The organism is Azospirillum himalayense (genome assembly GCF_042657465.1).
GTDB lineage: Bacteria > Pseudomonadota > Alphaproteobacteria > Azospirillales > Azospirillaceae > Azospirillum > Azospirillum himalayense.
In genome coordinates, this window is the sequence record NZ_JBHSLC010000086.1 from 26,843 (window position 1) to 44,762 (window position 17,920).

General features: G+C 68.6%; 17 protein-coding genes. All 17 read left to right on the top strand.

What is annotated here, in order from left to right:
* Positions 1-3 precede the first annotated feature (3 nt).
* Positions 4-837: a S49 family peptidase gene (locus tag ACFPMG_RS25005; protein ID WP_376997970.1), complete on the top strand. Its 834-nt coding sequence runs from the start codon at positions 4-6 to the stop codon at positions 835-837.
* 11 nt (positions 838-848) lie between these two features.
* On the top strand, positions 849-1,346 hold the full coding sequence (locus ACFPMG_RS25010; RefSeq protein ID WP_376997971.1) for a hypothetical protein: 498 nt from the start codon (positions 849-851) through the stop codon (positions 1,344-1,346).
* Between the two features lie 34 nt (positions 1,347-1,380).
* Positions 1,381-1,743, top strand: coding sequence for a head decoration protein (locus ACFPMG_RS25015; RefSeq protein ID WP_376997972.1), 363 nt, complete (start codon positions 1,381-1,383; stop codon positions 1,741-1,743).
* Positions 1,744-1,801: 58 nt separating this feature from the next.
* Positions 1,802-2,824 (top strand): major capsid protein, encoded by a 1,023-nt coding sequence (locus ACFPMG_RS25020; RefSeq protein WP_376997973.1) that lies wholly within the window; start codon positions 1,802-1,804, stop codon positions 2,822-2,824.
* 12 nt (positions 2,825-2,836) lie between these two features.
* Complete coding sequence (locus ACFPMG_RS25025) at positions 2,837-3,034, top strand: hypothetical protein (protein WP_376997974.1); 198 nt, start codon at positions 2,837-2,839, stop codon at positions 3,032-3,034.
* Positions 3,035-3,101: 67 nt separating this feature from the next.
* The gene (locus ACFPMG_RS25030) at positions 3,102-3,386 is read left to right on the top strand and encodes a head-tail joining protein (protein WP_376997975.1); all 285 of its coding nucleotides are present in this window, start codon (positions 3,102-3,104) and stop codon (positions 3,384-3,386) included.
* Positions 3,386-3,847, top strand: a complete 462-nt coding sequence (locus tag ACFPMG_RS25035) for a hypothetical protein (RefSeq protein WP_376997976.1) — start codon at positions 3,386-3,388, stop codon at positions 3,845-3,847. The genes ACFPMG_RS25030 and ACFPMG_RS25035 overlap by 1 nt, the downstream gene beginning before the upstream one ends.
* Before the next feature lie 25 nt (positions 3,848-3,872).
* Positions 3,873-4,163 carry a hypothetical protein gene (locus ACFPMG_RS25040; RefSeq protein WP_376997977.1) on the top strand — a complete coding sequence of 97 codons (291 nt, stop codon included), beginning with the start codon at positions 3,873-3,875 and terminating at the stop codon, positions 4,161-4,163.
* A 3-nt stretch (positions 4,164-4,166) separates the two neighbouring features.
* Positions 4,167-5,318 carry a hypothetical protein gene (locus tag ACFPMG_RS25045; RefSeq protein WP_376997978.1) on the top strand — a complete coding sequence of 384 codons (1,152 nt, stop codon included), beginning with the start codon at positions 4,167-4,169 and terminating at the stop codon, positions 5,316-5,318.
* Positions 5,319-5,438: 120 nt separating this feature from the next.
* Entirely contained in the window at positions 5,439-6,230 is a 792-nt protein-coding gene (locus ACFPMG_RS25050; protein WP_376997979.1) for a hypothetical protein, read from the top strand.
* A 17-nt stretch (positions 6,231-6,247) separates the two neighbouring features.
* Positions 6,248-6,430 carry a hypothetical protein gene (locus ACFPMG_RS25055; protein WP_376997980.1) on the top strand — a complete coding sequence of 61 codons (183 nt, stop codon included), beginning with the start codon at positions 6,248-6,250 and terminating at the stop codon, positions 6,428-6,430.
* Between the two features lie 40 nt (positions 6,431-6,470).
* Positions 6,471-12,080, top strand: coding sequence for a phage tail length tape measure family protein (locus tag ACFPMG_RS25060; protein ID WP_376997981.1), 5,610 nt, complete (start codon positions 6,471-6,473; stop codon positions 12,078-12,080).
* Positions 12,081-12,085: 5 nt separating this feature from the next.
* Entirely contained in the window at positions 12,086-13,825 is a 1,740-nt protein-coding gene (locus ACFPMG_RS25065; protein WP_376997982.1) for a hypothetical protein, read from the top strand.
* Complete coding sequence (locus ACFPMG_RS25070) at positions 13,825-15,834, top strand: phage head spike fiber domain-containing protein (protein WP_376997983.1); 2,010 nt, start codon at positions 13,825-13,827, stop codon at positions 15,832-15,834. The genes ACFPMG_RS25065 and ACFPMG_RS25070 overlap by 1 nt, the downstream gene beginning before the upstream one ends.
* A gap of 164 nt (positions 15,835-15,998) precedes the next feature.
* Entirely contained in the window at positions 15,999-16,673 is a 675-nt protein-coding gene (locus ACFPMG_RS25075) for a C1q-like domain-containing protein (RefSeq protein WP_376997984.1), read from the top strand.
* A 2-nt stretch (positions 16,674-16,675) separates the two neighbouring features.
* A complete protein-coding gene (locus tag ACFPMG_RS25080) occupies positions 16,676-17,170 on the top strand; it encodes a hypothetical protein (RefSeq protein WP_376997985.1) in 495 nt (164 codons plus the stop codon).
* 86 nt (positions 17,171-17,256) lie between these two features.
* Positions 17,257-17,580 (top strand): hypothetical protein, encoded by a 324-nt coding sequence (locus tag ACFPMG_RS25085; protein ID WP_376997986.1) that lies wholly within the window; start codon positions 17,257-17,259, stop codon positions 17,578-17,580.
* Positions 17,581-17,920 lie beyond the last annotated feature (340 nt).

Here is a 17,920-nt window from a genome sequence, read left to right on the forward strand (position 1 = left end):
CTGATGCCCGAACCCGGCCCGGCCCTGTTGGCGCCGGCCTGGGTGCCGCGCGCCGCCGCCGTGGTCGGCGCATCCGGCGACCCGCCCAAGGGGGCCGTCTACATCGGGGACATCGGTGCGGGAAGCCGACCATACGAGGTCGTCAACGGCGTGGCGGTGATCGGGATCTCCGGTGTCATCGTGCCGACCTACTGGTACATCGGATCGCCCTACGTCACCGGCTGCAACGGCCTGCGCCTGCAACTCTCCATGGCCTTTGACGATCCGTCGGTCCAGGCCATTGCCCTGGTGGTGAACAGCGGCGGCGGCCTCGTCAGCGGCGTCGCCGATCTGGCCGACTGGATCGCGGAGGCCAAGGCCGCGGCGGGCAAGCCGGTGGTGTCCATCCTGGCCGAGTTCGCCTATTCGGCGGCCTACTGGCTGGCCAGTGCCGCCGACACCATCAGCGTGCCCCGCACCGGCGGCGTCGGCTCGATTGGCGTCATCATGGTGCATTGGGACCTCAGCGCGGCGCTGAAGGAGGTCGGCATCAAGGCGACGATCATCGCAGCCGGCGACCGAAAGGCCGATGGCAACTCCTACGAGCCGTTGCCTGATGAGGTCCGCGACCGCTGGCTGGCGGAATGCGAGGACATCCGTCGGCTGTTCGCCTCCTCCGTGGCCCGATATCGCTCCGCCGCAGGCGCTTCACTCGACACCGATACCGTCCTCGCCTCGCAGGCCAGGACCTGGGAGGGTCCGGCGGGGACGATGGAGGCGGTGACGTCTGGCTTCGCCGACGCCGTGCTCGCGCCCGATCAAGCCTTCCGCGCGCTTCTCGACACCCTCACCACCTGATGGAGCTTTCCATGAAGAACCTGTTCGCCCACCTCATGGGCGACGCCAAGCCGGCTGCGGCCACGCCGCCCGCGACCCCCGCGTCGCTGGAGGCATCGACCCCGGAGAAGCCCGCCGCCGCGGCGCCGACTGGCGGGGCTCCGGCGCGGGAGGCCGCCCAGCCCCCCGGAGACAAGCCCGCCGCGCCGCAGACGTCCGCCGACGATGCGGCGGCCCGTGCCCGGCAGGACGAGCGCGCCCGTTGCGCGGCCATCTTCGCCGACCCCGCCGCCGCCGGCCGCGTCGCCATGGCCGCCACGCTCGCCTTCACCACCGATCTCACCGCCGAGCAGGCCGTCGCCGTTCTGAAGACGGCCCCCGCCGCCTCCGCCCCTGCCGCCCCGGCAGGGAACCCGTTCGCCGCGGCGATGGGTGCGTTGGGCAACCCCGACGTCGGCACTGACACGTCGGGCGGGGACGGGGGAGACCCCCAGGCCCTGGTCGCGCAGATCCTGAAAGCCGGCGTCTGACGCCGGCTTTCGCCTTTTCTGGAGAACCTTCACGATGGGCATTTTCAAGCCGGGCGTCAGCTCGGAGACCTATTCGCCGGACCTCCTTCTGGCCGGCGATTTCCCCCGCGCGACCCGCAGCGTGACCCTGGCGTCCGGCCAGAACCTCGTCCGCGGCGCCGTCCTCGGCAAGATCACAGCGTCGGGCAAGTATGCCCTCAGCGCCTCGGCTGCGTCCGATGGTTCGCAGACCCCGGTGGCCGTCCTGGTGGACGACTGCGACGCCGGCGGCGGCGACAAGACGGTGGGCATCTACGAGAGCGGAGAATTCCTCGGCACCGCGCTCACGCTCGGCGCCGGCCACACGCTGGCCTCCATCCGCGACGGCCTGCGCGATCTGAGCATCTACATCCGCTGACCGCCGGTCGGCCCCAGACCCCGTGCGCTTCAGCGCCACGTCACAGGGAACGAGCATCATGAACATCTACGATACCGCCGTCCTCAACGGCGTGGTGCAGAGCCTGAAGCGCCCGAAGGCCTTCCTGCTCAACACCGTCTTCGGCACCATCCAGACCGAGACGGCGGAGCAGATCGCCATGGACATCCTGATCGGCAACCGCCGCGTCGCGCCCTTCGTCTCGCCGCTGGTGGCCGGCAAGGTGCTGACCCAGGACGGCTTCACCACCAAGCTGTACAAGCCGGCCTACATCAAGCCGAAGTCGGTGGTCGATCCGAACCGCGCCTTCAAGCGTCAGGCCGGCGAACAGATCGGCGGTACGCTGAACCCGCAGCAGCGGCTGATGGCCACCGTGCGCGGCGTCATCGAGGACCACGCCGACCAGATCACCCGCCGCCTGGAGCTGATGGCCGCCGAGGCCCTGCGGCTCAGTCAGGTCACCGTCACCGGCGAGGGTTTCGAGACCCAGGTCGTCAGCTTCGGTCGCAGCGCCGCCCTGACCATCGCCCTCACCGGCACCGACAAGTGGAGCGACGCCGCCAGCACGCCGCTGGACGATCTGGAGGCGTGGGCCGAGCTGGTGCACAAGACCGAGGGCGCGGTCATCAACACCATCGTCATGGACCCGGACGCCTGGTCGGCCTTCCGCAAGCACGCCCAGGTCCAGAAGCTGCTCGACATCCGTCGCGCGGCGGGGACCCCGGTCGAGCTTGGCCCCTCCACCTATGTCGGCGGCGCTCAGTTCAAGGGAAGCATCGGCTCCTTCGATATCTGGGTCTACAGCGAGTACTACGAGGACCCGGCCACCGGGACCGCCACGCCGCTGCTGCCCAGCGGCACGGTGCTGGGCGTCGGCCCGAACGTCGAGGGTGTGCAGGCCTTCGGCGCCATCCGCGACGAAGCGGCAGGTCTGCAGGCGCTGCCGATCTTCGTCAAGAGCTGGGTGCAGGAGGACCCGAGCGCCCGCTTCGTCATGAGCCAGTCGGCGCCGCTGGTGTACCCGCGCCGCCCGAACGGCTCCTTCGCCGCCACTGTGCTGTAAGGAGGGCCGGTCATGAAGATCCGCACGCTCATCTCCGTGAAGCACGACAAGAAGCTTCACGCGCCCGGAGTGGAACTCGACGTGGAAGACGATCTCGGCAAGGACCTGATCGGGACGGGCTGCGCCGAAAAGGTTCTGGTTGAGCCGCCGGCGACCGACACCGACGCAGCGACCACCAAGCCCACGCCGGCGAAGTCCACCAAGGCGTAGAGCGCCCGCAAAGGAAGGGTGAACGAAGGCGGCCCGATGGCCGCCTTTCGTCATTTGGAGGCCGTCAATGTCCCAGCGCATGCTCGACAGCGCCTTTCGGCGGTACGGCGTGGACGCCGTCTATGCCCCGCCCCGCGGCGGCGCCCCGGTGCCCTGCCACGTCATCTTCGCCCAAGGCGACGTGCTGGCCGATGGGTTCAACTCGTCCGCCCGGATCTCCGAGGTCCGCGCCTCCGAGGTGCCGACCATGAAGGAGGAAGGCACCCTGACCATCGGGGGCAAGACCTACACCATCCAGGCAGCCCGGCAGCCCGACCCCGACCGGCTGCTGTGGCGCCTGGAACTGCGCTGATGGCCGTCGCGATCCGTGAGCAGGTGTTGAGCGCCATCATGACGGCGCTTGGCACCATGACCATCCCCAACGTGCCGGGCACGGTGACTGTCTTCCGGGGCCGCCACAAGGAGGTGCCCGATGACGATCTGCCGGCGGTGCTGCTGGACGCCTCGCTGGCGGGATCGGATCAGGCGAACGCCGCCATGACCCGCAACCTCGACCGCGTCGTCATCACCGGCAAGGTGCTGGCAGCCACGGACGAAGCGCTTGACCAGGCGCTCGTTGATTTCGGCGCGGCGATCCAGCGGGCCATGGAGACGGACACGACCTTCGGGGGCGTCGCCGTGGACAGCAACCTCACCGATGTCGACCAGAGCCGACCGATAGAGGAAGGGTTCGGTGGCCTCGGCGAGGTGACCATGACCTACCTCGTCGAATACTGGACCCGCCCCGGCGATCCCTACACCGCGGCGCCCTGACCCAACCCAACACACCGAGGACACCATGAACATCCCGGCCCATCGGGCGGCGGCGGTGGAGCCGACGCCTGCCGACACCTTCGAGATGAAGGACGGCAAAACCATCGTCAACCTGACCGAACAGGTGCGCGCGGCCCGTGCCGCCGCCGAGCAGGAGCGCGCCGCGCGCGAGGCCGCCGAGCAGGCGGAGCGCGAGAAGCAGGATGCCGCCGAAGCGGAGCCCGCGCCGACCGCCACGCCTCCCGCCGAGCTGTCGCCCAAGCCGGCCAAGGCCGCCATGCCGCCGAAGGCCACCACCCAGACGAAGGAGGCCTAAGTCATGGCGCTTCGCTCCCGCAATCAAGCCCTGCTGGCCAAGATCGAGACCACCGAGGGCGTCGACGCCGTCCCGGTTGCCGGCACCGACGCGGTCCTGGTTGAGAACCTCCAGCACAGCTACAACCCGAACATCATCCAGACCAACGAGCACACCGGCAGCCTGGACGGACGCGGCCCCATCGCGGGCGGCATGACGGTCCAAGTCACCTTCGACGTGCTGCTGAAAGGCTCGGGCGCGGCCGGCACCGCCCCGGAGTGGGGCAAGCTCCTGCGCGCCTGCGGCTGGGCGGAGACGATCACCTCCACTGCTGTCCCGGTCGCCGCCGAGGCCTGCGCGGCGGGCGGCTCCACCACCACGGCGGTTCTCGGCACCTCCGCCGGCACCACGGCGCAGCAGTACCGCGGCATGCCCATCGTGTTCACGAACACGGTGGCCGGAACGTCCTTCGTGGTCGACTACACCGCCGGCAAGACCGCGACCCTGGCCGACACGATGTCCGCCCCCATCGTCGCCACGACCTCCTACCAGATCCCGGTGAACGTCCGGTACGCCCCGGCCTCGATCAACATCCCGTCCGTGACGCTCCATCTCTATCGGGACGGCAAGCTCCTCAAGGTGACCGGCGCCCGCGGCACCGCCACGCTGGAGTTCACCAGCGGCGGCGTCGGGCGGATGCGCTGCACCTTCACCGGCATGTTCGGTTCGCAGACCGACGCAGCGGTGCCGACCGGCTTGGTCTTCGACGCCACCCGCCCGCCGATTTGGAAGGGCGGCCGGGCGCTGGTCAACCGCGCCAAGGCGGCGATGGCCTCGCTGTCCATCGACTTCGGCAACCAGATGACCAACCCGGACAACCCGAACGCGGCGGAGGGCTACGATCCGGCCATCATCACGGCGCGCAACATGACCGGCTCCAGCGATCCGCTGGAGGAGCTGGTGGCGACCCGCGACGCCATCGCCGACTTCCGGGCCGGCGCCGCCCAGCCCATCGGCCTCAGCTACGGCGCCGTCGCGGGGAACCGCGTCGGTCTGACCGTCCCGGCGGCCACCTACACCAACGTCCAGCCCGGCGACCGCAACGGCCTCGCGACACAGGGTCTTCAGTTCGCCTGCACCGGTCAGGACGCCGGCGCCTTCCTCACCCTGTACTGACCGAACCCCGGACCGACACCGGGCAACCGATCGGCTCCGGCCGATGGGGCGCGAAAGCGCAGCGGGTGGCGATGTCGGCGCCACCCGCACCCCACCCCTCACCGACAGAGGACCATTCCCATGCTGCCGATCAGCACCAAGGACATCGTTACCTTCCGCCCCATCGACGGGCAGATCGAAACCCTCGAAAAGCTGCTGGCCGACGCCGCCGACGACAAGGCCCGTGACGGCCTGGTCAAGGCAATCGCCGATCTTCGGGAGAAGGCGGACAGCGAGCCGCAGCCGGTGTTCCGGCTCGGCGTGGCCAGCCATTTCCAGCGCGCCGCGTTCCGCCGCGACCTGACCGCTTCCGGGGCGACGTATCCCGGTGAAGCGGCGCTTTCCAAGGCCATGCGCGAAGCCATCGACGCCGCCAACCCGGTCAACCGCGACGAGCTGCTGGCGCTGATCGATGAGTTCGATGCGGCCAACCCCGGCGACATCGTCGATCCCGACGCGCTGAACGATCTGGAAACCATCGTGCGCATCGCCCGGGCCATGGGTGGGCGGTTCCCGGCCCTGGAGGGGGATCGCATCTACTGGCTGGACGTCGCGCCCATCATCGCCTGCCGGCATTTCCTGCTCGGATGGGAAGGCGTCAAGACGGAGGACGGAACGGACGCGCCGTTCGACCGCCGCGGCGGCCTGACCACGGACGAGACCTTGCAGCACCTTGAGGAAAACGACCTCAAGGCCGTGGGCTACAAGATCATGACCCTGATGCGCCCGACCAAGGCGCAGGAAAAAAACTCCGTCTCGCCGTCGCAGTCGCACGACGGCCGGAAGCCTTCCCTGACGGAGACGAAGCTCCTGACGGAAGCGAATGGGACCTCTTCGGTGAGCGCTACCGGCGAAACCCCCGCTACCTGCTGACCGACGCCGAATGGGACATGGTGCGTTTCTGGCGGGCCTACAGGCCGGCGCCGGGGCGCATCGTGGGCATGGCGGCGGGCGTCGTGCCTGTGGCGGGACATCTGCCCGAGGCGGGCGGATACGGCGATCAGGCCGCGATCATGCTGGACGCCTTCGAGATCATGAGCGCGGCGGAAGCCGAACTGACGAGCGACGATTGAGGCCGTCCCCGGCGGGGCGGCCTTTCTTATTGGAGGCATCATGGCCGGACGCAACGTTTTCGCCCGCATCGGCGTGCAGATGGATGCCGATCAGGCCCGCCGCGAGCTGGAGTCCATCAACGATGGCGTCACCAAGCTCGGGAACGCCCGCCTGGACACCGCCCGCACGCAGTTCGAGCAGTTGGGCACTTCCGTGGGCAAGACGGCTTCCGCCTACCAGCCGTTGACGGAGGCGCAGCGCCGCGCCTACGAGCAGCGCGAGGACGATGTCCAGCAAATTGGCCGTTTGCAGCGCTCCTATGCCACGCTGGGCGGCGCCCTGTCCGCGCTCGACGTGCAGGTTCAGCACGGGCACCGCACGGCGCAGGATGCCGCACGCCTGCAAGCCGGCCTGATCGAGGCCTATAGCAAGAGCGCCTTGGCGGCGCGCGGTTACGCCGCCGCCAACGAGAACCTGACCGCCAGCATCACCGGCGTGCAGCGGGCGTGGGTGGACATGCATGCCGTGATCGCGACCGGAAAGGCGGATCTTGACACTCTGATCGCCGCCACCCGCGCGCTGGTCGACGCCAAGGTGGCGGCTGCCGCGCCGATGCAGCAGCGCATCGCCACGATGGTCGGCATCACCGCGCCGACCTCTGCCGACGGCATCGCGTCCCGGCAGGCCGACCTTAATGCGTGGTCGCGCGAAATCGACGCTGTGCGCGCCCGGTTGGTGCCCGGCGAGGCCGCGGTGCAGCGCTATCGTGCGGCGCTCGACGATCTGGCTGACGCCCAGCGCCTGGGCGCCGTGGTCGGTGCCGACTTCGACGCGGCCCAGGCGCACATCGAGGCGACGCTGAACCCCACTGCCATCGCGGCGCAAAAGGAGGCCGCCGCGGTCAACGCGCTGATCGCGCGGCTGAGTCCGGCGGACAAGGCCACGCGTGACCTCGCCGCCAGTCAGGTGCTTCTCGACAAGGCTCTGTCCGGACAGGTGCAGGGCGTGAAGCTGTCGGCCGATCAGCACGCGGCGCTGACCCAAAAGCTTAAGGACTGCGTGGGGGCGAACGACAACAGCGCGCGCTCGACCAAGCTGGCCGCGCACGAGATGGTCAATCTCTCCTATCAGGTCCAGGATCTCGGTGTTCAGCTGGTGAGCGGTCAGTCGCCGTTCATCGCGCTCGCCCAGCAGGGGCCGCAGGCGGTCATGGCCGTGGGCGGCGCCTCGCGCGCCATGGCGCTGCTGGGGACGGCGGTCGGGGCGGTGCTGTCGCCAGTCGGCTTGGCCGTCGCCACGTTGGCGTCGCTCGCCGTGGGCACCGTGGCGGTGGGTGCGCGGGCCTTCGAGGTCTCGTCGCAGACGCGCGAGTTCGGCGTGGCAATCCGCGCCATGGGCCGGGACGCCGAACTCACCACGGGGCAGTTGCGGGCGATGGTCGCCCAGATGCAGGCGGCCGGCGCGGGCGGCGACGAATCCCGGCAAGCGGTGTCCGGCCTCGTGCGCAATCCCAACCTGTCCAGCGGTAGCATCGGCACGATCACGGCGTTGGTGCCGGATGTTGCCGCCGGGACCAACCAGGGCGTGGCGGAAACGGCCAAGGCGCTCGGCGAGGCCTTCTCCGGCGGCTACGACGCCATCAAGAAGTTCGACGCCGCCACCGGCGCCCTGACCGCCACGCAACTGGAGTCGATCCATGCCTTCGCCGACCAGGGCAACCAGGCCAAAGCGCTCGCCGTCTTCGTGGAGGCGCTGACCGGCCGGTACAAGGGTCTGGCTGAGCAGGCGTTGACGCCGGGTCAGCGCGCCTTGACCGCCATGGGCGCCGCGTGGCGCTCCTTCGCCGACGGCATCGTGAACAGCGGCCCGGTGGTGGCCGTCATCACGGAGATTGCCAACAAGCTCCAGGCCATCGCCGACTACTTCAGGGGGCCGACCGCCCAGCAGATGGCCGAACGTGGCCGCGACAGCATCAAGGCGGCGCTCGGCCAGGCGCAGGCCGAATATGCCCGCTTCCAGGCCGAAACCGCCGGGTACCGCGACAAGGACAACCCCGATGTCGTCGTATCGGGGTTCACCGGTTCGGGATCAGTCAACCAGCGGGCCGAACAGTACCGGCAGACCATCGCGGCGCTGACCCAGCAGTGGCAGCAGGCCGAGGAGGCGGTGAAGACCGCCACCACGACCGCCACCACGGGAACCGGGCAGGCGACGGAAGCCGTCGGTAAGTCGGTGGAGGCGCAACGCAAGTACGTCGACGCGGTCGCTGCGACGGTCAAGGTGCAGACCGAGGTTGCTACGGCGAACGCTGCCACCCGCACGGCGGTTGAAGCCCGCAAGCAGGCCGAAAAGGAGGCCACGGCCAACGGCATCGAAGGCGATGAGCGTACACGCCTGATCAAACTGCGGGTGCAGGAGGCGACGCGCGGCCAGACCTCTGCCATCATGGACCAGCTCGCCAGCCTCTCCCTGGCGGCGCAGGGATACCTCGCTTTGGCGGACGCCTACGGCACGGGCGAGGTGGCGGCCCTCCAGCAGAAGGCGGCGAACGACGCCGTCGCGGCGGCGGCCACCAATGCCGCCGTCAATGTCGCCGAACTGACCCGGCAAAACCTGCTCAACGCCGCATCCCAACAGGCCGCCCAGACGGCGCAGGCTGCCGCGGGCCTTAAGCTGGAGACCGAATGGACGCTGAAGGTCGCCGAAGCGACGAAGGACGGCATCGGCGCCCGCGACGAGATGCAGCGGAAGGCCGATGTCGCCAAGGCGACGAGCCAGCTCCTTGCCTACGCCCAGGCCGCTGAAGCGCAGGGCAGCGCGGATCTGGCGAAGCGGCTGCGGGATCTGGCCGGCGAGTATGACCGGACGTCGAAGGCGGCGGCGCAGGCCCGGCAGATGTCGATTGGGGCTGAGGCTGTCCGCTCGTCCAAGTCCAGCCTCGACTATGCCAAGGCCGAACTGTCCCTGATGGGGCAGATGGAGCCTGTCCGGGAACGCGCACTGAAGTCGCTCCAGATCCAACAGCAGGCCATGGAGCTGTTCAAGGACACCTCCACGGATGCGCTTCGTCAGCAGCGTGACGATTGGATCGCGCTCCAGGAGCAGATCGCCGACGCCCAGGCCATCAAGAGCTATCAGTTGGAGGTGCAGAACGTCGCCAAGGACATCGCCCGTGACTGGACGGAAACGATGTACGACGCGATCATCCTGAAGGACAAGAACGCCAGCATCATCGACGCCTTCCGGGCACTCGGGAAGCGGATCGCCTTGGCCCTTCTAGAGACGAACATCGTCCTGCCGATCACCACGGCCATCGTGGGGAGCGCGCCGGGCCTGTTCGGGATCAACACCCCAGCCAACCAGAACGCTGCCGGTCTGACCGGTCAGGCGTCGTCCATGGCAACCAACTGGGCCGGCGGAAAGGCGCTGTCCTGGGCGGGCGATAAGCTGGGGATCACCGGCAGCGGTGGCATCACCGGAGCCATCGACAGCTTCGGCTACTCGGCTTTCGGGTTGGGTGGCGCCGGGGCCTATGCGGTCCCCGGCGCCACGGCCGGGACCGTCGTGCAGGGCGGCATGATCCTGGAGCCGGGCGCGGGAGCGGTCGGTATGGCCGAGGCCGTGCCGGGGGCAGCGGGGGCCACAGCCGGGCTCTCGGCCTACCTCGGTGCGGCCGGCATCGGAGCTGCGGCTGGCAGCTTGCTCGGAGGCTGGGCGGGCAGTCAGGCCAATTCCAAGGCCGTGGGAGGCCTTACCGGCGCGGCTGCCGGCGCTGGTGCCGGCGCCTTGGCCGGGACGTTCCTGTTTCCCGGCGTCGGGACGCTGGTCGGCGCACTGATCGGCGGCGGCGCCGGCGGGCTGGGCGGGCTGATCGGCACCCAAAAGGCCACGGTCGGTCCCAACTCCCAAGGCAACGTCGTCGTCTCCGGCGGTCGCTTTGCGGAGGGGCCCAGCGCCGCGGACAACGGCGGCGACGCCACCGGGGTCCGGCAGGCTACGGCGCAGATCGCGGCGGCCTTCAATGCCATGGCGGACGCCTACGGTCTGCGGGCGCCGGACGGCATCTATGGCCTGTTCGAGGGCGGGCCGAAGGTGAAGGGCAACGGTGTCCGTACGCCCGAAGAGCTGATCCGGCAGCTGGTCGGCTCCCTCTCGGCGGATGGTTTGGTCGGTCGGGCGCTCGGCTCTGACGTCATCAAGGGCTCCGCCGATCTGGAGCAGATCGACCGCTACCTGTCCCTGGCGCGGTCCATCGAGACGGCGACGACGGCCTTGTCCGACCTGGACAAGTCGTTGGCCGGCGTCCAGAAGGCGGCCTTCAAGGCGGCGGCGGACGGCTTGCAGCCCATGCTCGCGGAACTGAGGGCGGCCGGCGAGATCGGCGCGTCGGCGGAGTACAAGGCGTTGGTGTCCGGTCAGGTCGCCAACCTGCTGGACGACATCGCCAACCCGCAGAAGTGGACCGAGACCCAGACCGCGGTGGCGACCCTCACCGGGCAGCTTGCGGCCTGGAAATCGGTGCTTGAGCAGGTCAACCCGGAGCTTGCGGCGACCGTCGACACGATCCAGCGGGCCGGGCTGGAGCGCATCTACGGCGAATATCGCAAAAGCTGGGATGCGTCGATGAACGAGGCCACCGACCGCGGCTATCTCAATCAGCTGACGGCGGTCAGGGATCGATGGAACGCGTCCTGGGCAGACGACCTGTCCGCCGGGCGCGACCCGACGAAGCTGTACGAGGCGCAGGCCAAGCAGATCTTCGCCGGGCTGGCGGCGGCGCAGCTTGAAACGGTGGTCGGGTACTTTGCCGAACTGGACCCGGTTATGTCAGGTCTGGCGAAGTCCCAGCTGGAGGTCGTGCGGGCGACCGAGGCGCAGACCACGGCGTCGGAGCAGGCCGCGGCCCTGCTGGCGGCCAACAAGGGGCTGGACAGCCGCTATTTCTCGGCGACTGGCCGTGGGTATCTCAACGACGTGCAAGGTCTCTTGGACAGCTTGTCCGCCGACCGGGAAACCCTGTCCACGGGCGGGCAGGATGACGCCAAAGCCTATGCCGTGTTCTGGAACAGCCTGCAGTCGTCCATGTCGCAGCTGTCAGCCGCGCAGATGGACGACGTGGCGGCGACCTTCGGCGATGCGGTTTTCGGGCTGGGAGGGCTGGTGCGCTCGCTGAGGGACACCGCGGCGGCAACGGCAGCGGCAACGGCTGCCCAGCAGGCCCAGGTGCAGGCAGCGCAGAAGGTGGCAGGCACGATCCAAAGCCTGACCAGCTATGCGTCCGGTCTGGCCTTTTCCGACCTGTCCGCCTTGGCGCCGGAGCAGCAGTACAGCCTTGCGACATCGCAGTTCAACGCGGTGTCTGGGGCGGCCGTGGCCGGCGACTACAACAGCCTGTCGCAGCTGCAAAGCTACTCTGATGCCTATCTGCGGACCGCTCGTCAGCAGTTCGGCAGCGGGCAGGGGTACGCCGACGCTTTTGCCAGGGTGACCGACGTGCTGTCCCGCGTCGCCACGGTCGATCCCGACCGGCTCACGGCGTCAGCGATGGCAATGGAAACCCGGACGCAGACGGCGACCATCAACGCCAGTCTGGGTGATCTGATCGCCGTCATGAAGCGCGTCGAGCAGCTGCTTGCGGCAAACGGCCAGAAACCAGCGAGGGTTGCGTAATGCTGATGACCGCATGGGCTGACGGCGCGTGGCTTGACCTCGACGCGCCGTCCGGGCTCCCGCCTGCCTACGCCCTGACCACGCCGACCGGGCCGCTGCTGATCACCGCTGAGGTGGAGATGCTGCTGCCCGGCACAGCATCCGTCCCGGAGGACCCGGAATGGATGGGCGCCCCATGGCTGGACACCAGCACCGCCAGCTATCAGCTGGAGTCGGTGGAGACCCTGCGGGCGTCGGATCGAGGCTACCGGACCCGCGCCACCGATCCGCTCGGCGTTGTCGCCTACCCGGCACGGCTGGCGGAGGCCGGTAGCATCGACCGGGCGGTCAATCTCGCTCCAGGCTCGTCTGCCGCTGGCGCCAGCTGGGGCGAAATCCGGCTGGCCAACACGGACCGGCGGTATGACGTCCTGATCGGTACGCGCAATGTTGACGGCCGCCCGGCCCGTCTCCGCGTCGGTCGAAAGGTGAGGGACGTGTCGCGCGGCTACGACATGGACCCTCCCGACGCTTCCCTGGCCGATGCCTGGAGGGGATTTGCGCTGCCCTGGCGCGTCGATGACACGCACCTCATCATCCCGCTGAGGGACGCGACCTATTGGGCTGAGAGGCCGCTGCAATCCTCGCTCTATGCCGGGACCGGTGGGTACGAGGGCACGGCGGAGCTGGCCGGCCTGCCCAGGCCAAAGGCGCGCGGCGGTACGGCGTCGGCGCCGATCCGCGGCGTCTCGCTGGTCCTGATCGACCCTGCCAACCGCATCTACCAGTACAGCGACGGCTTGGGCGCCGTCGTCACGCTCTACGAGCGGGGTGGTGCGGTCTTTACGCCGGGGTCGGACTACCCGTCGTACGCCGCTCTGGCCGCGGCAACGGTCGCGTCGGGGGCCTATGCGACCTGTGACGCCTTGTCCCTGGTCAAGCTCGGCGCCACCGCCGAGGGCGAGATCACCGCCGACGTGGTGGCGGCCTTCCCGATGGCCGGCTACGTCAGCTCGGCCGGGTTGCTGGCCCTGCGCACGCTGACCGAGGACATGGCTCTGGACCCAGGCCTTATTGACGTCGGCAGCTTTGTCGGCTGCGCTGCGGCTTGGCCCTACACCGCCGGCTATTACGCGGCAGAGGCGCAGCAGGGCTTGGACACCGCCGCCGGCCTGCTCGGGTCCATCGGCTGCCGCCTCGTCCCGACACGCTCCGGCAGGCTGGCGGCGGTGTCGATGCGGCGTCTGTCGGTCGGCGTCCGGCCGGCTGCGATCTACACCACCGCGCATATCGTCAGCGCCACCCCCGTTGATTTCGGCACCCCGCTCACCCCGCCGGCCAGCCGGTGGAGAGTGGCGTGGGGGCGGAACCATACCGTCCAGACCACGGACTATGCTGCCGGCCTCTCCGATGCCCGAAAACAGGCGCTCGCGCAGGAGTGGCAGGTGGCGACTGCGCCCAACACCGCTGTCGCCCAAGCCTACGCGCGCCCATCCGATCCTGATCCGGTGCAGACCGACCTGCTGGACGGGACACAGGCCGCTGCGATTGTCGCCGATCTGGTGGCGATGTTCGGCGACGGCTTGTCGGCCTTCGATCTGGAGATGCCGACCGAGTTCGTGCTGCGGCACGAGATCGGCGACGTGCTGGCCGTCCAGTACCCGCAAGGCGCGCTCGCCCGCGGCCCTCTCGTCCGGGTTACCGGCGACTCCATCCGGCTCGGTGAGCCGACCGCAAAACTACGTGTGCTCGTGGAGCCTCAATAATGGCAAAGCATCTGTGGGGCTATCAAAGCCACCTCCTGACCGGCACCGTCCAGGCCGGTTCGGAGGTGCAGGGGCTCCCTGCGTCCAACCTCCAGAATGACCAGGGCGATACCGCGTCGGCGTGGCAGACGGCGCAGGGTGTCGTCACGTCGGCAGCGGGCGCGTGGCTGGTTGTCGATGCCGGCGCCGACGTGACGTGGCGGGCGGCTCTGCTGGCCCGCACCAACCTGACGTCGGCTGCGCAGATCCGGGTCCGGGTCGGGTCGCGCTCGAGCGTGGTGGAGGAGGTGCCGTCCTTCGACCTCGCCGACCCGGCGTCGCTGGATGTTGGAAAGGTGGTGTGCACCCGGAGCGGCACGGCGACGCGCGTCAACAGCACGGGCCTGATCGAGGCCGTCCCAGCCAACACGCCGCGCTGGGATTACGACCCGGTGACGCGGGCGCTCCGCGGGCTCCTGAACGAGCCGGCGCGCACCAATCTGCTGAAGAAAAGCCAGGATTTCACGGGCCTCAACAGCGCTGGTGGCTGGTTAAAATATAACACCGCCTACGGGCATAGCGCGGACTGGGCCAGCTACACTCCGGCCAGTACCGAAGTGGCGGCGCCAGACGGTTCGTTCACGTCCTGCAAAGTGACGCCGCTCGACACGAACAAACTACTTCTCCGCCAGTTCTTTCCCAGTGGGTACACTGTGCAGCCCAGCACGACCTACACAATTTCGGCATACATCTACTACCCATCTGGATCAGCGTTTGCGCTGAACTTCAACAACGATGGCTGGACGTGGAGCACCGGCTCAATTTCTCCGTCGCCGTTTTGGCAGCGCATCCCCGTAACCTTCACCACCTCGGCGGCGCCGGCAGGCAGTCTCGACATGTTCGACATCGAGGGTGGCCCGTCCATAGGCGTCCCCTTCTGGATTTGGGGCGTGCAGATGGAGGTCGGCGCCTACATGACGTCCTATATCCCGACAACGACCCTGCCCGTGACGCGCGCCGCCGATCTTCTGACCGCGGCGCTGCAGGAATGGTTTTCCTCAACCGCCGGCACAATCGTTGTCGAGGCGGAGCTGTACGCCAAGGCCACCAACTTCCCGGCTTTGGCGGCCTTCTCTGATGGCACAACGAGCAACCGCATCGCCATACTGCTCAACGGCGGCATCTCTCAGTTCAACCCATACATGACGGTGGCGGCTGGTGGTGCGTCGCAGGCTGACTTCCCGCCGCCCGGAACGGGAAATCCTACGGTCGGTGTGCCGTTTCGGGCCGCCATGACGTGGCGGCAGGACGATTTCGCTTTTTGCCTCAGCGGCGGCGCCGTCTACACCGACACCATCGGCTCCGTGCCGACCGGCCTGACCGTCCTGCACATCGGCTCATCAGCCGGCCAGTACGCCCCGGTACGCATCCGCCGCCTGTCCTACTTCCCGCGCCGGCTGGCCAACGCGCAGATCCAAGGCCTGACCGGTGCGGCGGGCTCAACCCTGACCGCGCCGACCTACGACAGCGGTACCGTCACCCCCGGCGTGGTGCCCGGCGTCGGGCAGGCCCTGCACGTCCTGCCGAGTGACGCCACCGGCCAGTGCCTGCGAATCGACGTCGACGATCCCACCAACCCCGACCGCATGATCAACGTGCCGCTCGCCTACACCGGCCCGGTTTGGCAGCCGCAGTACAACTTCGGCTACGGCTCGACGCAGGGCCGGGAGGCGCGGCGTGCCGACGTGGTGACGCGCGGCGGACAGACCTACCCGCGCCTGGACAGCGTGGCCCGGCGCCAATCGCTGGAGCTGCGGGCGATCACGACGGATGAGGTCTGGACCCGGCTGGCCCCGCTGATGCGGGCGGCGGAGACCGGGGCCAACATCCTGTGTGTGCCGGACCCCGAGGGGGCTTACCGGCAGCACGAGACCATCTTCGGGCCGCTCAAGACCGAGGCTGACATCTCCTATCCCTACCAAGGCTCCAGCCTGCGCGGCTGGACGGCCACCCAGACCGAGAGGTTGTGATGCTGAGAGCGAGAGTCGTCGGAAATGGAAACAATCCAGGCACCGGGCCTGTGATTATCAACTCCACTCCGACAGGAAAGCAGTCGTGGAATAGTTTCGGCAACGGCTCCCCGGCATACTACATCATTACTGATGGGGTGTCGTGGGAGTACGGATACTCAACGGTGACCGTTGGGGGGAGCACATCGCTGGACCGCGCTGTTGTCCTGGGAAACAGTGCCGGGACGACGGTGCGCCTGAACTTTACCGGTGCGGTGACAGTCTTCAATGACATCCCTCCGGAGCGGGCCGTCTTCAAGGGTCCGGACGGCACCTATATCGACGCCGGGAATTCGCGGATCGCCAACACCGGCACACCGACCGCCGCAGCCGACGCGACGCCGAAGAGCTATGTGGACGGCAAGCACGCGGCGTTCAGCGCATACCGAAGCGCCAACCAAGTCATCAGCCCGTCGATATCCACCATCATCCAGTTTGATCTGGAGGCGGCTGACACCGCTGGAGCCTTCGACACCACCGGCAACATTGGCCGTTTCACCGCCAAGTCGCCGGGCCAATACGCCTTCATCGGTGCCGCGACGTTCACGAACTGCTCAACGGGCACGCTGGCCGCCATTGACCTCTATCTCAACGGCCTGATGGCCTACCGGCTGGACCGGCGCAATGCCCAGCAGGCGGCAAGCCTTGCCGTTGCCGGCAGCGCGATCCTGACCCTCAACGGCACCACCGATTACGTCGACCTGCGCGTCTGGCACGGTGAGGCCACGTTGGGGAGCCTCGCCGTGCAGGGTGCCAGTGCCGGCGCCTACACCTTCTTCCACGGCTTCAAGGTGGCCTGACCATGGATGACCTGATCGAAACGGCGCTGCCTGAGGCGGTCGCCTCCGCCGAGTTGCCGCCTGAATGGAGCCTGCGCGTCATCGCCGATGCGGCCGGTGGTGATGATCGCGTGTGGTACGACGGCGCCCGGCTCCACGTGCCCGGCGTGACCCAGGAGGCGCTTGACGCCGCGGTGGCCGCTTACGACCCGGAGCGGGCGCCGGCCGGGCCGGTGCCGGCCGTCATCTCGGATCGCCAGTTCTTTCAGGCCCTGGCCATGGACGGCTACATCACTCCCGCCGAAGCCCTGGCCGCGGTGCGGACCGGTGAGCTTCCGGCGGTGCTGGCCGACCTGATCGCCCATATGGACGAAGACGAGCGGTTCGGGGCCGAGATGCTGCTGTCTGGCGCGACCGAGTTCCGACGCGACCACCCCATGACCATCGCAATCGGCGGGGCCCGCGGGTTGACCGATGGCGAGGTGGATGACTTCTTCCGCCGCACCGCCGCGCTCTGACCCGCGACAACACTCCAGCCTGACCGACCACCCGCCGACAAGGCGCCTTTTCTATGCCCGCGCCACGGCGCCCCAGGAGACCATCAATGAAGCTGCCCCACGTCGTCGCCTTGGCCGCCATCGGCACCGGCCTTCCCGCCGCGGTCGCCCTGGCCGATGATCCCACCGTCAACGGTCTGATCGGCTCCACCATCGCGGCCCTGACCGGCGCCCATCCCTCCGTCCAGGCCGCCGCCATCCTGTCCGCCGCTGGCCTGCTGGGCTGGCGGATGTGGCTGAACCGCCCGCAGCCGGCCAGCCATTCGATTGACGAGGTGTTCGCGCTCCTGAACAGCCTGTCGGAGCGGCTGGACGGGATGCAGCAGCGCATGGACGCCCACATCGACCAGCACGACCGTCGGGTGGCGTGATGCCGGAGCTGCCCGCCAAACCCGACGCCCAGCAGGTCGCCGACAAGGCCCTGGCCGATTGCGGCGACGACGAGGCCGCCCGCCTCCTGCTGGCGCCGTCGCTGTGGTGGACCAGATCGCCGGGACCAGCTACCTGTCGCCTTCTTTGGAGCGGCCCTCTTGATCGTCACACCCAAAGATTGGTGTTGCCGATCGCGCTTTGGCTGATTCCTTGGAGGAACATTTGATTGGTGCCGTAAATCAGGAGCGTGCCGCCCAATGCTGCTGTGACGGATATCTGTCCTGGTTGCGCGCCCATCTCACGCAGGTCAATGTGGTCCACGCCAAGCTGGAAGTCCTT

Bases quoted from the DNA above. Each gene is read 5' to 3' on its own strand.
- ACFPMG_RS25005 (WP_376997970.1), top strand. From the start codon at position 4: ATGCCCGAACCCGGCCCGGCCCTGTTGGCGCCGGCCTGGGTGCCGCGC.
- ACFPMG_RS25010 (WP_376997971.1), top strand. From the start codon at position 849: ATGAAGAACCTGTTCGCCCACCTCATGGGCGACGCCAAGCCGGCTGCG.
- ACFPMG_RS25015 (WP_376997972.1), top strand. From the start codon at position 1,381: ATGGGCATTTTCAAGCCGGGCGTCAGCTCGGAGACCTATTCGCCGGAC.
- ACFPMG_RS25020 (WP_376997973.1), top strand. From the start codon at position 1,802: ATGAACATCTACGATACCGCCGTCCTCAACGGCGTGGTGCAGAGCCTG.
- ACFPMG_RS25025 (WP_376997974.1), top strand. From the start codon at position 2,837: ATGAAGATCCGCACGCTCATCTCCGTGAAGCACGACAAGAAGCTTCAC.
- ACFPMG_RS25030 (WP_376997975.1), top strand. From the start codon at position 3,102: ATGTCCCAGCGCATGCTCGACAGCGCCTTTCGGCGGTACGGCGTGGAC.
- ACFPMG_RS25035 (WP_376997976.1), top strand. From the start codon at position 3,386: ATGGCCGTCGCGATCCGTGAGCAGGTGTTGAGCGCCATCATGACGGCG.
- ACFPMG_RS25040 (WP_376997977.1), top strand. From the start codon at position 3,873: ATGAACATCCCGGCCCATCGGGCGGCGGCGGTGGAGCCGACGCCTGCC.
- ACFPMG_RS25045 (WP_376997978.1), top strand. From the start codon at position 4,167: ATGGCGCTTCGCTCCCGCAATCAAGCCCTGCTGGCCAAGATCGAGACC.
- ACFPMG_RS25050 (WP_376997979.1), top strand. From the start codon at position 5,439: ATGCTGCCGATCAGCACCAAGGACATCGTTACCTTCCGCCCCATCGAC.
- ACFPMG_RS25055 (WP_376997980.1), top strand. From the start codon at position 6,248: ATGGTGCGTTTCTGGCGGGCCTACAGGCCGGCGCCGGGGCGCATCGTG.
- ACFPMG_RS25060 (WP_376997981.1), top strand. From the start codon at position 6,471: ATGGCCGGACGCAACGTTTTCGCCCGCATCGGCGTGCAGATGGATGCC.
- ACFPMG_RS25065 (WP_376997982.1), top strand. From the start codon at position 12,086: ATGACCGCATGGGCTGACGGCGCGTGGCTTGACCTCGACGCGCCGTCC.
- ACFPMG_RS25070 (WP_376997983.1), top strand. From the start codon at position 13,825: ATGGCAAAGCATCTGTGGGGCTATCAAAGCCACCTCCTGACCGGCACC.
- ACFPMG_RS25080 (WP_376997985.1), top strand. From the start codon at position 16,676: ATGGATGACCTGATCGAAACGGCGCTGCCTGAGGCGGTCGCCTCCGCC.
- ACFPMG_RS25085 (WP_376997986.1), top strand. From the start codon at position 17,257: ATGAAGCTGCCCCACGTCGTCGCCTTGGCCGCCATCGGCACCGGCCTT.